Origin of the sequence: Phyllobacterium sp. 22229, from assembly GCF_052056495.1 — a bacterium.
GTDB lineage: Bacteria > Pseudomonadota > Alphaproteobacteria > Rhizobiales > Rhizobiaceae > Phyllobacterium > Phyllobacterium myrsinacearum.
Window position 1 is genome coordinate 15,409 of record NZ_JBQEPA010000008.1, and the last position, 17,552, is coordinate 32,960.

The window sequence follows — 17,552 nt, forward strand, 5'->3', positions numbered from 1 at the left end:
GTGCGTCCTCCGCGTGACAGAGAGAGAAGGGCCGCCACCCCAGTATCGAGAGAAGGAGGTCGGGGCGAAGGCCTCCCAGACGGGTGTCTGCTCGAGTGAGTTCCTGGTTCCTGGTGACTGCGGCGCATGTTCCGAGCATACAATCCAGGGCCCCGCAACGGTGAGTGCGTGCCCGGAAGATAAATCCGTGGCGGAGTTGCCATGTGGCAACTCGTCGCCATGCAGTATGGTGGGCAACTGTTGTGAAGGGTTGGGCTCTAACGGAACTGTTGCGTTGCCGGCGTTGAGGCAAGGTCGCCGTCGGGAAAAATCTATAAAGATCTTCCTTCCACGAGGCGAAACAAATCGATGCCGTTAGGTTGAAATGGCACCAAGGCCGATCGGAGTTTGGCTCAGCGGTTTCCTTGTGCCGGCGACTGGCGACGCGCAATCGAAGCTCACAATCCGCGACCGTACATCGGCCGGTCATCGCAGCCGCATGGTGGGAGTTGCCATATGGCAACTCCCGACGATGACGCAGTCGTTAATTTCCATTAACCTTAAAGTTGTTGCATAATCACGCGACTCGGCGCATTCATATCTACGATGAAACGCCGTAGTTGGAATTGACCCCGTAGTTATGCAAAAAGCTCGTAGCACAAAGACACTCGCATCGGGAACGAAGCCATTGATGACAGACGTCATTGCTGGCGACGGTGCCGCACTGTCCGCAGAACTGCTGGCGATGCGCGAAGCCTTGTTCCCACCCGTTTCCAGAAAAACGCTCCGCTCTTTCTCGTCCGTCGAAACCGCGAAGCTCATCGGAATTGCGGACGCATACCTGAGGCAATTATCCCTCGGCGGCAAGGGGCCGCAGCCGACAATTGGCGCGGGTGGTCGGCGGTCATACACCCTCGACCAGATCAATGAATTACGGGCCGTCCTTGAGGAGGGCTCGAAAGGGAAGCGGTACGTTCCACATCGGCGCGGCAACGAACATTGCCAGGTGATGGCAGTAGTGAATTTCAAAGGCGGTTCGGGCAAGACGACGACCGCCGCGCACCTCGCGCAATATCTGGCGATGCAGGGCTATCGTGTACTCGCAGTCGATCTTGATCCGCAGGCCTCGTTTACTGCTCTCCATGGCTATCAGCCGGAGTATGATATTCAACCCAACGAGACTATGTACGCCGCAGTGCGTTACGACGAGGAACGCCGTCCCCTCAGGGAAGTCATCCGCAAGACGTATTTCCCCGGTCTGGATCTGGTTCCCGGCAATCTCGAACTCATGGAATACGAACATGACACGCCGCGTGCCCTTGCTGAGCGTGACGCTGAACCCTTTTTCGGACGCGTTGCCTCTGCCTTGGGGACTGTCGCTGATGACTACGATGTCATGATCCTCGACTGCCCCCCACAACTCGGGTTTCTGACGCTTGGGGCGCTGTGCGCTGCGACTGGACTTCTTATTACCGTCCATCCGCAAATGTTGGATGTGATGTCTATGTGCCAGTTCCTGCTGATGGCAGCGGACATCCTCAGGGTCGTGCAGACCTCTGGCGGCGATCTTGAATATGATTTCATCCGGTATGTGGTGACGCGGTTTGAGCCGGCCGATGCACCGCAGACGCAGATGGTCGCTTTCATGCGATCGCTGTTTCGGGACCGCGTGCTAAACAGCACGATGGTCAAATCGACAGCGATATCGGACGCCGGCCTTTCCAAGCAGACGCTTTATGAGGTGGGAAAAGAGAACTTCGCCAAGCAAACCTACGACCGGGCGATGGAATCGCTCGACGCGGTCAATGACGAGCTTGATCAATTGATGCAAAAGGCTTGGGGGAGGGCGACATGAGCCGAAAAGACACCCTGAAAGCAATGTTGACGCGGCGATCGGAAGAGTTGCCACATGGCAACTCGGAGCCGCAAACCCCTGCGCCACAAACGTCTTTGCCCATTCCACATATCCAATCAGGCGCAGTGGGAGCAATGGGCCGGTCTCTGGGCCAGATCGCTTCTGCCGCGGAACGAGCGAAAGCCTTGGTCGCCTCGGGGGCGACCGTTGTTGAGATAACTGCTGACAAGCTCTCCGGATCGTTTGCTCAAGACCGGCTAGAGGACGAAGGCCCAGACTTTCTCGTTCTCTATGAGGCGATCAAGGAGTCAGGGCAGAAAAGCCCGATCCTCGTTCGGCCGCATCCCGACAAGCCAGAGAGCTATCAGATAGCATACGGTCATCGCCGCGCAAAAATTCTCGCCAGGCTCGGCCGACCCGTGCGTGCGGTGGTCCAGAACCTGACGAATGAAGAACTCGTCGTCATACAGGGGCAGGAGAATTCCGCGCGCAAAGACTTAAGCTACATCGAGCGTGGGCTGTTCGCACTGACCCTTGAGGAACAGGGTTTCGATCGCGCGGTGATCATGTCTGCCCTGAGCATGGAGAAGACACAACTCTCCCGGCTCCTGTCGCTTACCAAGTCGATCCCCAGGAGCGTCATCACCGCGATTGGGCCCGCACCAAAAGCTGGACGGCCACGCTGGCATGCACTTGCTGAGCGCATCGCCGCCCAAAACAATCAAAGCCGTCTGGATGCAGCCCTCACAGACCCAACGTTTGCAGCAGCAGACACCGACCAACGCTTCATCCGTCTTTTCAACTCACTTGCGTCAAAGAAGTCCGCCGGCAAGCCAACCCGCCTGGTGGTGAAGGCTGAGAGTGGACAAAAGATCGCGACCGTCGAGAGGACGAATAAGTCTCTTGCAGTTGTCCTAGGCGCCGAGGAATCGCTGGAGTTCGGAGAGTTCGTGGCGGGTCGCCTGCTCGATCTATACCGGGAATTTGAAGCCAAGAAGGAGAAGCCAAACTAGGCAGCACACGAACCAGACAAGTCGCAAAAGAAAAAGGCCCCCGAAACCGCGTCCGGAAGCCCTTCTCAGTCATAAGCAAACAGAGAATCGCATTTTCGCGAATCGCAGTCAAGAGTCCCTGGCGGGATAAAACCGTTTCGGCGAGCAGATTTCTTTTGCCTAGAGATAGGTGAAGGACAATGCAAACGTATACTTCGACGACGCCCTTTGGGCGGCGGACGCTGACGCTTGGGCAAATTGCTAACCAGGCAGCGGCAAAGGCGATGCCAACCGGCGCGATAATAAACAAATGGCAGGTGTTCAAGAATGTGCGTGAGGCACGAGAAGTCCTCGGCGCCACGGACCGTTCGCTTGCAATTCTCAACGCCTTGCTCTCGTTTCATAGGGAGACAGAGCTGACTGCCGAAGGTGAACTCATCGTGTGGCCCTCGAATGAGCAGCTCATGGCCAGGTCGAATGGCATTTCGCCGGCGACGCTCCGACGTCATATAGCGGTCCTGGTTGAGTGTGGATTGATCATTCGCCATGATAGTCCCAATGGCAAACGTTTCGCCCGAAGGGCGAGGGGAGGGGCGATCGAACAAGCTTACGGCTTCGACCTTTCGCCGATCGTGGCCCGCGCAGACGAATTTAGGGATCTCGCAGACGCCGTTCAGGAAGAGAAGAAGGCTTTTCGTGTCGCGAAGGAACGCCTGACACTTCTCCGGCGTGACATTGTCAAGATGATCGACACAGGGATTGAGGAAGCTGTACCAGGCAACTGGGACCCGGTACTGTTGACTTATCAAAAGATCATTGCGCGCCTGCCTCGGACCGCCTCGCGGCAGGTAATCGAGGATATTTGCGCCGAACTTTACGATCTGCACATGGAAATACGTGAAGTATTGGAAACATTCACGAAAACCAAGAATCTGAACGCCAATGAGTCCCATTCTGAGCGCCACATACAGAATTCTAATACCGAATCTAATTTTGAATCTGAACAGAGCTTCCGAAAACAGAATGAAGCGAGCCGCAGCCCCGCGGAAACCGGCAACGTCCGGAGTTTGCCGAAACGGGATTTATCGCTGAGTGTCGTATTGGACGCCTGCCCCAGTTTGCGCGAAATCGCTCAATCAGGCGAAATTCGCCACTGGCGCGACTTTCTGGCCGCCGCGGAACTAGCCCGGACAATGCTTGGTATCAGTCCAAGTGCCTGGAAGGACGCTCAGGAGGTAATGGGAGTTATTCCGGCCGCGATTACGCTCGGCGCGATGTACCAGCGTTCCGACCAAATCAACACCTCAGGCGGTTATCTGCGCAGTTTGACCGACAAGGCGCGGGAAGGGAATTTCTCGACTTGGCCGATGATTATGGCCCTCATGCGGGCGAAGCTGGATGAGAACAAACAACAACACAGAGCGCCATCGAATGGAGAAGCCGAAGCTTCTACGCGGCTCGAAGTGTCGCATACGCTCCTCAAAATCCTGCAGAAAAGGGGCCCTCGTTCATGAGTTCCGCCGGGACGAAATCTGCCGGGCGACGAATTCCCGTTTACCGCCGGGAGAGCGCGCCTCACAAACCGCGGCTGAATTACATGGGTACCGACATCAGGTCGATGCCAACAGCTCGATATGCTGCCGATTCAGCGTTACCACCGTTCGCTGGTGCGCCTATGCTGTTCCTGCGATGACCGCGTCGGCCATTTCGCTTCAGCTTCCAGGCGGCCGGACAACGCGGAAACCGCCGAGCCGATGGGCAGGGTTCGATCTTCGTACGCCGAGGATAAACCGGCGATCCATCCCCTGAGTCCCCGCGCCCTGGCGGTAGTGCCCTTCCGCTCCAGCAAGACAATTCCGTCGCGGTTTCGGCGCCTGATCGGGACAGAAGAGAAACGATATTGGTGTCGAGGAGATAGGCCGTTAATATCCACATCCCCACGCCGACGAGCGGTTCCGCTCGAATTCTCCGCCAACAAAGGTCTTCAAGGATGAGACGAAGCTGGATCGGTTGGGCTTCAACGCGCGTTCGGCGAATTAGGCGGCTTCGAGAGGAACAAGAGCGGCTACGGGCTTCCGATGACGTGTGATGGTCACGAATTCGCCCTTGATGGCCTCAATGACATAGCTTGAGAGGCCGGCTTTCGCATCCTTTAGACTGACAATAGACATTGGCGCCTCCGCAAAGAGGTCATATGTGACCATATATGCTCTGGGCCGGTCTAAGAATCATAAGACGATCACGCTGCCTCGCTCGCAAGAAGACCAGATCGTTTTGCACGGTCGAGCAAATTCTTCACAGACGACGGTGACCACTTGGTTCCGCCGCGAGGGGTCCGCTCATGCAGCTTTTCAAGCTGGCCAGCCATTTCCCGCAGCGTCAGGCCAGTGTTGGATAAGTGGATGCCAGCAACGAGGGTCATTAACCTGTCCTCGGGAAGACGAGGACAGGATTTACGAAGCAAACTCGCATCCGCCATGCGCTCGCCCACAAGCCACTTCACGGCACGACAAAGCCGCTCAGGCGTCCAATCCTGCCCGCGCTGTTTCAGGACACGGGCAATGTCTTCCCAGGTATGGTCCGGCCGCATGCGCTTCACCGTGGGGAGCCACTGGTGCGCATTTGCCTGGATGCGTGCTCCGTAGGCTGCCTTTTGTGCGGCTGTCATCTTCGCCAGCGCCTCCGGCCGGCGCTCACGGATTCCGGGATTGCCTGGCAGCCTTCCCTTTGCTTTGGCGGCTTTAATGCCCGCCTTGGTACGCTCGGATATAAGCGAGCGCTCCAGCTGCGCCACGGCGCCAAGAACCTGGAGCGAAAACATGCCTTGCGCCGTGGTCGTGTCGATCGGATCCCGTAGCGAACGGAAATGCACGCCCTTTTCAGTCAGATTCTCGATCACCTCAAGCAAATGACCCACAGATCGCGCCAGGCGATCTATCCGGACAACGACAAGGGTGTCGCCAGCGACAATCTCGCTCAGCAACGTTGATAGCGCGGGACGTGCCCGAGATGCTCCAGAACCATGCTCTTGAACGACCACGATGCAGCCGGCCGAGCGCAGCTCGATCTCCTGCGCTTCGGTTGCCTGTTCGTCGGTCGAAACTCGAGCGTAGCCGATCAGCCGGCCCTGGGGCTGATGAGAAGTTCTTTTTCGTGGGTCTGCGGCCATTCGGAGCGCCTCAGGGCCGCCTATCGGCCCATTTTCCAAACATAGATGTTACTGATAAAGGATCGTTTGTAAACGTCTCTAGATGATCTTTTGCGCCTTTAGAAACCGCGAAAAGCCCTGAAAAACGGGCATTCTCGTCGATCCAACGTATCGGGCGGATGCTGTTGTACAGTCAGAGCGACGCAGAAGCGCGTCTCGGGACATGGCAATCAAAAACATCGTCTATAGTTGAATAAAATGATAAGTTAACTTCAGGATAGATGATTTAGCGTTGGAAAAACAATGACTTGCGAAATCGGTGATTTGCCCCTGGAGGCTCTCCTTCCAGAGATCGCGACTGCTGAAGATCAGCTGGCGCGCCTCGATGAAGTGGTGCGGCGCAGTCCGGTGGGACAGGGCTTTGCGGAGCGGGTCCATTTCGCTGAAGCAGTTGCCAGCATGTGGGTTGCAGGCGAGCTTGTCCATGTCGAAGATCTCGTTCTTCACGACGCAAATCGGGATGTTCGGACACCCACTCATGAAATTACGATCGCGCATTCAATTATGCGCGCTCGGCGCCGCATTGCCACGGCTGAAGCAGATTGGGGGGTGAGCAAGGCAGGAATGGCCGGCCTGATTGGTGGGCGCGCGACGACGATGGAAGCCGGCAAACCGGGGAAGGGGACGAAACCTGCTTCGCTAGGACCGGAGGCGTCGACTGACGGGTACGACGACTTTGCGGCGGAGCTCGCGAACATCGACGTGGTTCTTGAGCGCTCGACCCGACTGCTCAATAAAGCTGGCGAGATGGCGCGACCGGAAGCGTTGAGCGTTGGCGAACTAGTCATCCGGGATCCGGAATGGGACGAAGAGAGCAGGCTTTCCGAGTGGACTGCGATCCTGCATCAGGTTGAAAATCTGCCAGTAACGCTTGGGGCGGTGCTACTATGGGATGCCTGGGAGAACTTGGAGCCGCTGCAACGGCAACACTGGCTGGGAGCGCAACTGGTCAATTCGTATCTCCGCGCGCGGGGCAAGGTCTCGTCGCATCTTTTCTGCATGAACGTTGGCCTCAAGACTGTAACCCGCGAACGGCGCCGTTCCCGGGACCGAACAGTGCGACTGCTTAGTGGGCTCGAGGCATTGGCTGGTGGCGCGGAACTCGCAATGAAGGAGATTATCCGCCTCGCGCAGGTACGGGAGCGACTTGATCGAAAATTGCGTGCAAAGAGATCATCGAGCAGCCTGCCTGGCCTGGTAGAACTCCTTATGGTTCGGCCGCTTGTCTCGTCGTCAATGATTGTCAAGGACTTGAAGATCAGTCATCGCGCTGCACTCAATCTGGTCGCCGAACTCGGCGTCAGGGAGGTAACAGGAAGAGGTAGCTTCAGGGCCTGGAGCATCCTGTGATCTATCGATGGCTGTCGGTCAAAGAGGAAAACTGCCGAAGTCCTTAAGATCACCACCGAGACGCAAGAATGACGCTAGCTAATCGCCACCGATTACTTGCTTTAACGAGCTCCGTCGTGAATATGCAGTTGCATTACGAAGCAGCGAAACGACCGGTTACGAATGTCAACTATCGATTATCATTACCAAACCATGGGCCGGATTCTGTCCCATCTTGTTCAGCAGGGTTTCAAGCGCGTCGATTTCGACGCTTCCGACGCCATGGATATTATGACCGAGCGGCGCGGCGACGAAGAGGAGGTGCTGAAGACCTTCGCCGACGTGCTCCACTGGATGCGGGATGAGGGGCTTATCCGTGTTGGCACCATCCAGGAGTTTGACGGCGGTTTTGCCTTCTCAGGCGTGCAACTCACATCGAAGGGGATCGCGGTCATACAGGCCAAGCCGAACGATCCCGAGCTTGGTGAGAGCATCGAAAAGAAGGTCAGTGACAACGGCTCCCTTGACGCGTCTGCCTACACGAAAATCGGCTCATTCGTTGGGGGCTTGATTGGCGGAGCTGCCCAGGCGTTGGCAGGCTAGACATGTGCAGCACGCCCGCTAGCGTGCTTGGGGTATCATTTGAAGCGGGGATGGCTTTCATTGTCTGTGACTCGAATTGAACGAATCGTTGGGGGCCGCATCGTTGGCAATGCCGAGCGTGGCGCGGACGGCAACTACGCCTGCCACCTTTTCGGATCCAATGTCGATCCAGTGCCCTGTACAAGCCTGGACGAGGTTGCCGATTTCCTTCGGACCAATACCCGCGGCGGTGTGCGGATGAATCCGGGTTGGGTCAAGATCTCGCGTAACATTTTCATTGATGGAATCTTGCTGCGCTAATCCGCACGAGCGTGTCCGGGCAGGCTTGGCCGGAAAATTCTCAGATCCTGGTCACGTATTGTCGTTATGCGGCTTATTGAGAAACTCTTCCGAGGCTTCACTGCTCGCCATGACTTCGTCAAATTCTGGTGACTCGCCAAAGATCATCGCTGACATGCGTTCATAATCCGCAGCCAGTTCTCTCCGCATATCTGCCGTTGGCACCAAGCGATATGTGCCAGGCAAAGCTCGGTCGTAGCGGTGGTTGGGGGCACGAAACATCAATTCCTTATGCTGGCGGCTCAAACCGGTTTGCCACTGACCAAAATTTATATGCAAACTTTGGTCAGTGGCATTGCCGAACCACCGTACAGCCCTGATCGGTAACGGCAACATGCATCTCAAGAACTGGTCGCTAATCTATGCGGACCGGCGCACGCAGCCGCACAGTCCGTAACGCCTTAATCATTCCTGTACTTCGAGACTGAAACTGTATGAGCAGCCGGCGAAAATCTTGCCAGGGTGACTTTCGAATGTAGAAATCTGAAGGCTGACACGTGTCTTTACTGCGATCAGTGCGTTGGAATCGTCAGTTCCCTCGGCGATGACCCGCTCGAACCTGCCGGATTGGTCGAAGAGCGTCGGGACGTCGAGCTCTCTGGCCAGATCGTGTTCCGCATCATGATCGAGGACAGCAAGCAATCCGTAGCCTGCAAAGGCAACGTCTCTGGTTTGCGTCGCGAAAACGGCCACCGGCTTATCGAGTCGATATTGTTCTATGAACGGATTGCCGCTGTCAGCCTGTTGCCAACCGAGCTTTTCGAGCGCCTGCGGTTCCATTTTTAACCATGCACCCAGGCGACTGTATTCAGGAACCGTTGCACGACATTCGATCAGCTTCGCCAAATCCAGTTTTGTGTGATCGAATTCAACTTCCTTTGCTTGGGACGATGACACCATCGCAGAAAAACCGACGGCGCCGCACAGAAAGTATTCTCGAAATCTCATTCTATCCTCGTCAGGGTGAAAACCGCTGCATCTTATCTCGTGCCCGGATTCACCGGTTCACGTCGCTCGTCTATCCGCCCTCGATCGGGTCAATTTTTTGGCGAGACAGGCGCTGACCTGGGTATTGGCGATTACGGGCCATCGCAAAAGACTTCCGGCTCTGCTGATACCGAAACGGCATTTTAGCTTGCTTGAGACGGGTCGACGTCGCGTATGTTTTGCGCTGATTCCATTAGATAAAGATAGTTCTGTAGGAAATTGGTGAAATCTTACGATGAAAGTTAGAGTAGAAACTGGAAAAATTGGCGGTACCGTAGCTACGGCGATAGCGTTACTGACTTTCTATTTTGCAGTCGTTTATAAGCATAGGGAGCTGTATATTCAGTTCACCGAGTTGCCTGTCTCGATGGTGCCGGATATTAAATCCGGTGAAGATAAGGACATCATTAAGATACGTGTCCCGTTCATCAATGATGGAGACCGTTCAGAAACAGTCATCGCTGCCAGACTCGTACTGGTCAATGATCTCACGTTTAGAAAAGAACTGGTCGGGAATGGTTCACAAGAAGGACCGTTTCCGATTCCGGCCAGAGAGGCAAAAGTTGTAACTTTTTCAATACCCAAGAATATATTCCTTACCGACGTGGAGCCGGGTTCCAATATATTTCCCGTGAGATCGGTTGGTCTTGAGGCCGAATGGCTGTCACCAGACGGAGCCGTCGTTCATACAGCCTTCTACCCCTATACTGTCGGATATGAGAACGATGAAAATGGAGCAACGGCTTCCATTCAAGTGAAATCAGAATTCCTGGTTGGGCGCGGGCAACGTTTGAAAGAACAACTCATCTATCAGGACGATTGGGTTGGGTATCATATATTAAGTCGTATAAGGCAGTTGCTGTGAGATTTCGCCAAAGGCAATACAATTCACCTCAGGTCGCGATTAGCGCGACAGTCCGTGAATGGGTGGAACCGCGTGGGTCATTGTCATTCGTCGCGGAGGTCACGATAAAAAGGAGACCGTGACTAGCCGAGCCAGGGTTCCCCGCCGCCAGGGATAAGGCACATCCAAAGGTCAGCCCGGAGGTTCTGCTGGCTCGACCCAGTCAGAAGAGCGCCAATTGGTCTGGTATCACGACGCTATCCCTGGCACCAAATGACGACAGCGTAACGCCGAGCAGGCGAATTCCCTTCTCGATGGGAAACAGGTCAGCGAGCATTGATTGGGAAACCGCAATCATCTCATCGGCGTCCATTACCAGATGCGGCAGGGATCTGGAGCGGGTGATCTGCTGGAAATCGGCGAACTTCACCTTAAGCGTCACAGTGCGACCGCTAATTTCCCTGACCTCGCAATTCGTCCAGACCTTCTCGGCCAGAGGCACCAGCTCCGCACGGGCCGCACCGAGATCAAAGATGTCGGTCGCAAAGGTATCTTCGGCGCCGACTGACTTGCGCGGACGGTTTGGCTGAATCAGCCGGTCGTCGATCCCCCGTGCGATGCGGTAATACCAGCTTCCGGATTTCCCGAAGTGCATGGAGGAATATCAGAGGCTTTTCTCTCAGGTCGGCTCCGGTCACGATGCCGAGCCGCTGCATCTTTGCGGCCGTAGCCGGGCCGACGCCGTGAAATTTTTTTACCGGCAGCCTGGCCACGAACTCGGGCCCCGCTTTTGGAGTGATGACCGCCTGTCCGTTCGGCTTGTTGAGATCGCTCGCCATCTTCGCCAGGAACTTGCAGTATGAAATCCCGGCCGAGGCATTCAGACCGGTCACCTCCTTGATCCGGGCGTGGATCTTCGTGGCGACATTGGCGGCGGCCGGGATGTTCTGTTTGTTCTCTGTGACGTCGAGATAGGCTTCATCGAGCGAGAGCGGTTCGATCAGGTCGGTGTGCTCGGCGAAAATCTCGTGGATCTGCGCTGAGACGGCGCGATAAACCTCGAAGCGGGGTGGCACGAAAATCAGTTCCGGGCAGCGCCGCCTGGCCGTGACCGAGGGGAGGGCGGAACGGATGCCGAAAGCGCGAGCTTCATAGCTGGCGGCTCCTCCGACTGCGACCGGCTTGCCGCGCAGCTCCGGATTGTCCCGCTGCTCGACCGATGCATAGAAGGCGTCCATGTCCACATGGATTATGCGCCGAATGCACTCCGCGCCCGCTGGGCTTCCGTTACCGGTCATCCTTCCCTGATCCGTCGTCATTTATCTTTTGCGCCTAAGAAAATTTTCCTGCTCTCTGGTTGGCAGATATCCCCTTGATGCAGCAAACGGAATCGTTTCCACGCCTAACCGCCGGTGGCGGGTTCGCGCTGCCCTGTGATCAGATGCCCGATTGACTCGCGAGAACAATGTGAACAAATAAAGAACATACCATCCTGAAAACGTGGTGCAACCCCAGAAAGGAGTCCCTTGCGGGATGCAAGAGGCCGTTTTTGAGTTGGAGGCTTGCGATGACACGGGTCGTCTCACTCTTCCTGCCGCGCTGGTCGACCGACCGGCTACGGCGGAAGGCAGGCGACGCGGCGCCTCCGGCTGAGGCACCGCTCGTCCTGATTGGCCGGGAAGGAAGCAGGCGGTTGGTGGTCGCGGCGGATGCCGCCGCGCTGGCCGCCGGCCTTCGCATCGGCATGCCCGTGGCCAAGGCGCAGATTCGGGTCCCCGACCTGGTTGTCAAAGATGCCGACCCCATCGCGGATGACATCGCACTGGAGCAACTGGCCCTGTGGGTACTGCAACGCCTCGCGCCGATCGCCTGCACGGCGGCGAAGAGGCCATGCTCGAGGCACTGATCGGCCGGCTCATCATGTCTGGCATCTCGGCGCGCGCCGCGATCGCCGATAGCTGGGGCGCGGCCCACGCGCTTGCGCGTTACGCTGCGTCCCCAATCTTCATTGCCCCGTCCGGGCATGGCGCATCGGTCCTGTTGTCGCTACCGCTCGAGGCGCTGCGTTTGCCGCGCGCGATGTCGTCGGACCTTCGTGTACTCGGTTTCGAGCGCGTGGGCGATCTGCTCGCGCAGCCCCGCGCGCCACTCACTCTGCGCTTCGGCCTGGAGCTCGGTCGTCGTATTGACCAGGCGATCGGCGGCTTGGCCGAACCGATCGAGCCGGTGCGACCACCGGATTTGATCGAGACACGCCGCACCTTCCCTGAGCCGATTGGCGCTGCCGAAACGATCGCGCGCTATATCGGCAAGCTCACCTACAACCTGTGCGAGGCGCTCGAGGAAAAGAGCATGGGCGCGCGCCGGCTCGATCTGCTGTGTCATCGGGTTGATAACCGCATCGTCGCCCTGCGTGTCGGCATGGCGCAGCCGGTTCGCGATGCCAGGCGTCTCACCCGCCTCCTGAAACCCCGGACCTATTACGACCTTGTCGTTCAGGTCGCGATCGTACGGCCGGGCCCGATCCAGGGCGACATGGTCCATCCCTATCTACGGCGCCGGGAAGGGCTGGAGCCCGTCCACTATCCAAAGCCCGAGCTGGAGAGGGTGCTTGGAAAGACGCTCGGCGTGCCGCTCTTTCAGGAGCAGGCTATGCGCGTCGCCATGGAATGTGCGGGCTTCAGGCCCGGCGAAGCCGACATGCTGCGCAAGTCGATGGCCATCTTTAAACATACGGGCGGTGTCTCCTCCTTCAAGGCCAAGCTAATCGACGGCATGGTAGCAAACGGTTACGCGCCGGACTTTGCCGAGCAGACGTTCAAGCAGCTCGAAGGCTTTGGCTCTTACGGATTTCCGGAAAGCCATGCAGCCTCCTTCGCGCTGATCGCCTACGCGTCGGCTTGGCTCAAATGCTGGCATCCCGACGTTTTTTGCGCGGCGCTGCTCAATTCGCAGCCGATGGGGTTTTACGCGCCGGCGCAGATCGTCAGGGATGCGTTGGAGCACGGTGTCGACATCCGGCCCGTCTGCGCCAACGCCTCACGCTGTGACTGCACGTTGGAAGCGACAGACGACGACGGCCGTTTCTCCGTGCGTCTCGGACTTCGCATGGTCAAAGGCCTTGTCAATGCGCACGGGGCCGCGATCGTCGCCGCGCGGGCCGACCGGACCTTTGCCTCCATCGACGATCTCTGGCGACGCGCGGGCGTGCCATCAGTCGCCCTGGTCCTTTCGTCCCGGACTGGGGCTCGCCCGCCGCGAGGCCTTGTGGGCGATCAACGCTCTGCGAGACGAGCCGCTCCCGCTGTTCGCGGTCGCGACCGTCCGGGAGGCGGAGATCGCGCCCGAGCTGAACGAGCCCACCGTCGTGTTGCGGCCGATGAAGGCAGGTAGCGAAGTGGTTGAGGACTATGGACATGTAGGTCTCACACTGAGGGCTCATCCCCTCAGTTTTCTCCGCGAGGATCTGCGTCGCCGACGGATCATCACCTGTGCCGAGCCCATCGCGACGCGCGACGGGCGTTGGCTGGAGGCGGCCGGCATCGTTCTCGTCCGCCAGCGCCCGGGCAGCGCCAAGGGGGTCATGTTCATCACGCTCGAGGATGAGACCGGCATCGCCAATCTCGTGGTCTGGGCAAAGGTGTTCGAGGCTAACCGGCGCGCCGTCCTGTCGGCCAGCATGATGGCGGTGCGCGGCCGTATTCAACGCGAGGGCGACGTCGTCCATCTGGTTGCCCAGCGCATTACGGACCTCTCGGCCGACCTCGCCAGTGTCGGTCGCTGCGACGCGGCATTTCCGCTTGCGCACGGCCGGGGCGACCAGGTCCGCAATGGCGGCTCCGGTCCCGATCCGCGCGATCTGCCTCCGAAGAATCTGCGCGGTCGCGAGATCCACATTTCCGACCAGCACATCGAAACCATCAAGGTGAAGGCGCGGAATTTTCACTAGCCGGTGCGTTTCCGTCGCCTCACTTATACTTGGACCAGCCATCATGTTGTTTTCCGCGGAAAAGACAACGGACGGCGCGACAATATTATATATTGCGCGGCGTTGGTTTCAGGAAATATTCCTACGAAAACAATGCATGGCGCTGCGCTCCGTGCAGTTGCATCGTGGACATCGGAGCAGCACAACAAAGGAAGGGCGCAAGGGGGGCTTATGATCAGTCGCGGTTCGGAATGGCACCGTTGGGAGCCGCATATTCATGCCCCTGGCACCATCCTCAACAACCAGTTCGGTGCAGCCGATCCCTGGGGTGCATATCTCACGTCACTCGAAGGGCTGACGCCGAAGATCGAAGCGATCGCCGTTACCGACTATTACGTCACCGACACCTACGAGCAGTTCCTCAAGCACAAGGCCGCCGGCCGCTTGCCCGGCGTGAAGCTGCTGTTCCCGAACATCGAGCTGCGGCTCGATGTAGCGGCAAAGTCCGGCTTCGTGAACATCCATCTCTTGGTGAGCCCCGAGGACCCGGACCATGTCGACGAGGTCAAACGGATCCTCAAACGGCTGCAATTCGGCGCCCATAACGATCGCTTCGATTGCACGCGTGAGGAGCTGATCAAGCTCGGCAAGCGCTCCGACACAACGATCACCGACGATGGGGCAGCGCTCCGTCACGGCGCGACCCAGGTAAAGGTCAATTTCGACCAATTACGCAAAGTCATCCATGAGAGCGAATGGGCGAAAAAGAACATCCTGATCGCTGTCGCCGGCGGTGCGGGAGACGGCACGTCCGGCCTGCGGCAGGCCGCCGACGCGACCGTGCGTCAGGAGATCGAGAAGTTCGCGCACATCATCTTTTCCAGCAGCCCGGCGCAGCGTGAATTCTGGCTCGGCCAACGCGGTGTGACGATCGAGGAACTGCGTTCGCGCTACGACGGGTGCAAGCCCTGTCTCCATGGCAGTGATTCCCATGACCAGAAATCCGTGGGCCAGCCCGTCGAAAACCGCTTCTCGTGGATCAAAGGCGCACTCGAATTCGATGCCCTCCGGCAAGCCTGCATCGACCCCGAGGGCCGCGCCTATGTCGGCGAACAGCCGCCGCGCTCGGCAATGCCATCTCAGGTCCTCTCACATGTCAGGATCGACGACGCGGATTGGGCAACCACGCCGGAGATCCCGCTCAACCCCGGCTTAGTCGCCATCATCGGCCCACGGGGCTCAGGAAAGACCGCTCTGGCGGACGTCATCGCGGCGGGCTGCGATGCGATCACACCCTCGGGGTGGGACGCGGACGAGAACATCAGCCCGTCCTTCCTGGCGCGTGCGCGCCGGCTGATGGGAAACGCGACGGCGACGCTGACCTGGGGCGGAGGCGCGACGGTCACGCGCGCGCTCGATGGCAGCGACGCCAACGGCCATATGACGTTTCCGCGAGCCCGCTATTTGTCCCAGCAATTCGTAGAGGAGCTATGCTCGGCAAAGGGCGTCTCAGACGGGCTGGTCGACGAAATAGAGCGCGTGATCTTCGAATCCCATTCGCAGGATGACCGCGAATGGGCGCTCGATTTCGCCGAACTGCGCGAGCAGCAAACTTCACGCTTCCAGCAGGCGCGCGAACGCGAAGCCGAGGCGATCGGCGACATTTCAGATCGCATCGCGACCGAGTTCGAGAAAGAGAGCCTTATCGCCTCGCTGACCAAGCAAGTCGGGGAGAAGAACAAGCTGATCGCCGACTATACTGCCGATCGCGCCCGACTCGTCGTCAGGGGCACCGAAGGCCAGGTCGCCAGGCACACGCAGCTCAGCGAAGCCGCTCAAAAGCTCCGCAGCACCATCCAGAATTTCGGAAATCAACGCCGAAGCTTCGTCGCCCTGCAGGACGAGGTCCGTTCCATGCGGGCAACGGGCTCACCGGAGATGCTGCGGCAAGCACAGGCGCGTCACAGCAATAGCGGGCTGAATGCTACGCAATGGGACGAATTCCTGCTGATCTACAAGGGCGATGTCGACAACAGCCTTACAGCCTATGTGAATTGGGCGGATAGCGAAATCCGCAAGCTCCAGGGAGTCCCGCCGCCGCCCGGCGACCCCAATGTCGCGCTGATCGGCGATACGGCCGATATCTCGAAACTGCCTCTGGCACCAATCGTCGCCGAAATGACGCGGCTGGAGGCATTGTTCAGTGCCGACAAGCTGGTGCGCGATCAATATGCGGCGCTCACCAACCGGATCGCGCAGGAAAATTCCGCGCTGCAAACGCTGCAGAACCGCCTCACAGATGCTGAAGGAGCCGCGGCGCGGCGCAAGGACCTGCAGAGCGAGCGTGACGACACCTACGGTCGCGTATTCGAGGCGATTATCAACGAGCAGGATGCGCTAGCCGGCCTTTATGCGCCCCTGATGGCGCGCCTTGCTGCCTCCTCGGGGACGCTGAAGAAGCTGAGCTTTTCAGTCCGTCGGATCGCCGACGTCCAGGCTTGGGGTAGCTTCGCGGAGAAGGAGCTTATCGACCGCCGCGACTCCGGACCTTTTCACGGAAAAGGCTCCCTGATTGCAGCCGCCACGGAGGCACTCAAACCGGCTTGGGAGACGGGCTCTGCCGCAGAGGTCCAGGCCGCGATGGCCGCTTTCATGGCGAGATATCTGAAAGACTTCCTGTCGCACGCACCCTTCGCGCCGACACAGCAGGTCGAATACCGATCCTGGTCGAAGCAGTTCGCGCACTGGCTTTTCAGCACCGACCACATCACCGTCCGATACGAGATTTCCTATGATGGGGTCGACATCCGCAAGCTCTCGCCCGGCACGCGAGGCATCGTACTTCTTTTGCTCTATCTGGCGCTCGACGACTCCGATGATCGGCCGCTGATCATCGACCAGCCTGAAGAGAATCTCGATCCCAAGTCCGTCTTCGATGAGCTTGTCGCGCTCTTCATCGCCGCGAAGGCGAAGCGCCAGGTGATCATGGTCACGCACAACGCCAACCTCGTCATCAACACCGACGCGGACCAGATTATCGTCGCGGAAGCAGGACCGCATCCCTCGGGCGGTCTGCCGCCGATCAGCTATGTGGCGGGCGGGTTGGAGAACGGGGCAATTCGCAAGGCGGTTTGCGACATCCTCGAAGGTGGCGAAGCCGCTTTTCGCGAGCGCGCTCGACGTCTTCGTGTCCGCCTCGACCGATAGGACAGCGACATGGCTGCCTCTGATCCTCAACATTCTGTCGGCTCGCTGACGGAGCGCGGCTGGTCTCTGCATAGCGGCGGCGGCAGGAATCCCGACGCCATTGTCCGCGAGCTGGGCCGCCTCGGCGATCGCCTCGGCTCCCGCGTTGCTGGCCGCGCGGGCTCGCTCGAAGAGGTTCTTCAGCCGCGCGCCGCCGACGATGCGCACCCTCGATCCTTGAGCGCGCGTTTCGGACTCGGCGCGTTGCCGTTTCATACCGAACTCAGCCATCGCACCAGACC

General features: G+C 58.5%; 12 protein-coding genes and 3 pseudogenes. 9 read left to right on the plus strand and 6 right to left on the minus strand.

Annotated features, from left to right (window positions below; translation table 11 throughout):
- The first annotated feature begins 619 nt into the window (after positions 1 to 619).
- The 3 genes from repA to repC all read left to right on the plus strand — a co-directional run bounded on the left by repA (position 620) and on the right by repC (position 4,340).
- Positions 620 to 1,834 (plus strand): plasmid partitioning protein RepA, encoded by a 1,215-nt coding sequence (gene repA / locus ACTJJ7_RS11290; RefSeq protein WP_434782054.1) that lies wholly within the window; start codon positions 620 to 622, stop codon positions 1,832 to 1,834.
- Complete coding sequence (repB, locus tag ACTJJ7_RS11295) at positions 1,831 to 2,847, plus strand: plasmid partitioning protein RepB (RefSeq protein WP_353574378.1); 1,017 nt, start codon at positions 1,831 to 1,833, stop codon at positions 2,845 to 2,847. Before repA ends, repB begins: the two co-directional genes overlap by 4 nt.
- A 179-nt stretch (positions 2,848 to 3,026) precedes the next feature.
- The gene (repC, locus tag ACTJJ7_RS11300) at positions 3,027 to 4,340 is read left to right on the plus strand and encodes a plasmid replication protein RepC (RefSeq protein ID WP_353574377.1); all 1,314 of its coding nucleotides are present in this window, start codon (positions 3,027 to 3,029) and stop codon (positions 4,338 to 4,340) included.
- A 408-nt stretch (positions 4,341 to 4,748) separates the two neighbouring features.
- Here repC and ACTJJ7_RS11305 read toward each other — a convergent pair.
- Positions 4,749 to 4,997 (minus strand): annotated as a pseudogene (locus ACTJJ7_RS11305) (type II toxin-antitoxin system Phd/YefM family antitoxin).
- Positions 4,998 to 5,065: 68 nt separating this feature from the next.
- Entirely contained in the window at positions 5,066 to 5,995 is a 930-nt protein-coding gene (locus ACTJJ7_RS11310) for a recombinase family protein (protein WP_353574376.1), read from the minus strand.
- Positions 5,996 to 6,277: 282 nt separating this feature from the next.
- On the opposite strand from ACTJJ7_RS11310, the gene ACTJJ7_RS11315 reads away from it, so the two are divergent.
- Both ACTJJ7_RS11315 and ACTJJ7_RS11320 read left to right on the plus strand, forming a co-directional pair.
- Positions 6,278 to 7,384: an RHE_PE00001 family protein gene (locus ACTJJ7_RS11315; protein ID WP_353574375.1), complete on the plus strand. Its 1,107-nt coding sequence runs from the start codon at positions 6,278 to 6,280 to the stop codon at positions 7,382 to 7,384.
- A gap of 162 nt (positions 7,385 to 7,546) precedes the next feature.
- Positions 7,547 to 7,966 (plus strand): hypothetical protein, encoded by a 420-nt coding sequence (locus tag ACTJJ7_RS11320; RefSeq protein ID WP_353574374.1) that lies wholly within the window; start codon positions 7,547 to 7,549, stop codon positions 7,964 to 7,966.
- 351 nt (positions 7,967 to 8,317) lie between these two features.
- Here ACTJJ7_RS11320 and ACTJJ7_RS11325 read toward each other — a convergent pair.
- Together ACTJJ7_RS11325 and ACTJJ7_RS11330 are read right to left on the minus strand one after the other, a co-directional pair.
- A pseudogene (locus ACTJJ7_RS11325) lies at positions 8,318 to 8,545 on the minus strand (nucleotidyl transferase AbiEii/AbiGii toxin family protein); the annotation flags it as partial.
- Between the two features lie 165 nt (positions 8,546 to 8,710).
- Entirely contained in the window at positions 8,711 to 9,253 is a 543-nt protein-coding gene (locus ACTJJ7_RS11330) for a hypothetical protein (RefSeq protein ID WP_353574373.1), read from the minus strand.
- 274 nt (positions 9,254 to 9,527) lie between these two features.
- Here ACTJJ7_RS11330 and ACTJJ7_RS11335 point away from each other — a divergent pair, with 274 nt between their 5' ends.
- Positions 9,528 to 10,157, plus strand: coding sequence for a hypothetical protein (locus tag ACTJJ7_RS11335; RefSeq protein ID WP_353574372.1), 630 nt, complete (start codon positions 9,528 to 9,530; stop codon positions 10,155 to 10,157).
- 202 nt (positions 10,158 to 10,359) lie between these two features.
- Here the strand turns inward: ACTJJ7_RS11335 and ACTJJ7_RS11340 are convergent, their stop codons facing one another.
- On the minus strand, positions 10,360 to 10,755 hold the full coding sequence (locus tag ACTJJ7_RS11340; RefSeq protein ID WP_440967222.1) for a DinB/UmuC family translesion DNA polymerase: 396 nt from the start codon (positions 10,753 to 10,755) through the stop codon (positions 10,360 to 10,362).
- A complete protein-coding gene (gene dinB, locus ACTJJ7_RS11345; RefSeq protein ID WP_353574371.1) occupies positions 10,664 to 11,455 on the minus strand; it encodes a DNA polymerase IV in 792 nt (263 codons plus the stop codon). Before dinB ends, ACTJJ7_RS11340 begins: the two co-directional genes overlap by 92 nt.
- 248 nt (positions 11,456 to 11,703) lie before the next feature.
- On the opposite strand from dinB, the gene ACTJJ7_RS11350 reads away from it, so the two are divergent.
- The 3 genes and pseudogenes from ACTJJ7_RS11350 (at position 11,704) to ACTJJ7_RS11360 (ending at position 17,271) form a co-directional block, all read left to right on the plus strand.
- A complete protein-coding gene (locus ACTJJ7_RS11350) occupies positions 11,704 to 12,042 on the plus strand; it encodes a hypothetical protein (protein ID WP_353574370.1) in 339 nt (112 codons plus the stop codon).
- Positions 12,043 to 12,599: 557 nt separating this feature from the next.
- A pseudogene (locus ACTJJ7_RS11355) lies at positions 12,600 to 14,085 on the plus strand (helix-hairpin-helix domain-containing protein); the annotation flags it as partial.
- A gap of 210 nt (positions 14,086 to 14,295) precedes the next feature.
- Positions 14,296 to 17,271, plus strand: a complete 2,976-nt coding sequence (locus tag ACTJJ7_RS11360; RefSeq protein WP_353574369.1) for a TrlF family AAA-like ATPase — start codon at positions 14,296 to 14,298, stop codon at positions 17,269 to 17,271.
- Positions 17,272 to 17,552: the final 281 nt, after the last annotated feature.

Coding starts and splice junctions, on each gene's coding strand:
- repA (WP_434782054.1), top strand. CDS start 620: ATGCAAAAAGCTCGTAGCACAAAGACACTCGCATCGGGAACGAAGCCA.
- ACTJJ7_RS11330 (WP_353574373.1), bottom strand. CDS start 9,253: ATGAGATTTCGAGAATACTTTCTGTGCGGCGCCGTCGGTTTTTCTGCG.
- ACTJJ7_RS11320 (WP_353574374.1), top strand. CDS start 7,547: ATGTCAACTATCGATTATCATTACCAAACCATGGGCCGGATTCTGTCC.
- repC (WP_353574377.1), top strand. CDS start 3,027: ATGCAAACGTATACTTCGACGACGCCCTTTGGGCGGCGGACGCTGACG.
- ACTJJ7_RS11335 (WP_353574372.1), top strand. CDS start 9,528: ATGAAAGTTAGAGTAGAAACTGGAAAAATTGGCGGTACCGTAGCTACG.
- dinB (WP_353574371.1), bottom strand. CDS start 11,455: ATGACGACGGATCAGGGAAGGATGACCGGTAACGGAAGCCCAGCGGGC.
- repB (WP_353574378.1), top strand. CDS start 1,831: ATGAGCCGAAAAGACACCCTGAAAGCAATGTTGACGCGGCGATCGGAA.
- ACTJJ7_RS11360 (WP_353574369.1), top strand. CDS start 14,296: ATGATCAGTCGCGGTTCGGAATGGCACCGTTGGGAGCCGCATATTCAT.
- ACTJJ7_RS11350 (WP_353574370.1), top strand. CDS start 11,704: ATGACACGGGTCGTCTCACTCTTCCTGCCGCGCTGGTCGACCGACCGG.
- ACTJJ7_RS11310 (WP_353574376.1), bottom strand. CDS start 5,995: ATGGCCGCAGACCCACGAAAAAGAACTTCTCATCAGCCCCAGGGCCGG.
- ACTJJ7_RS11315 (WP_353574375.1), top strand. CDS start 6,278: ATGACTTGCGAAATCGGTGATTTGCCCCTGGAGGCTCTCCTTCCAGAG.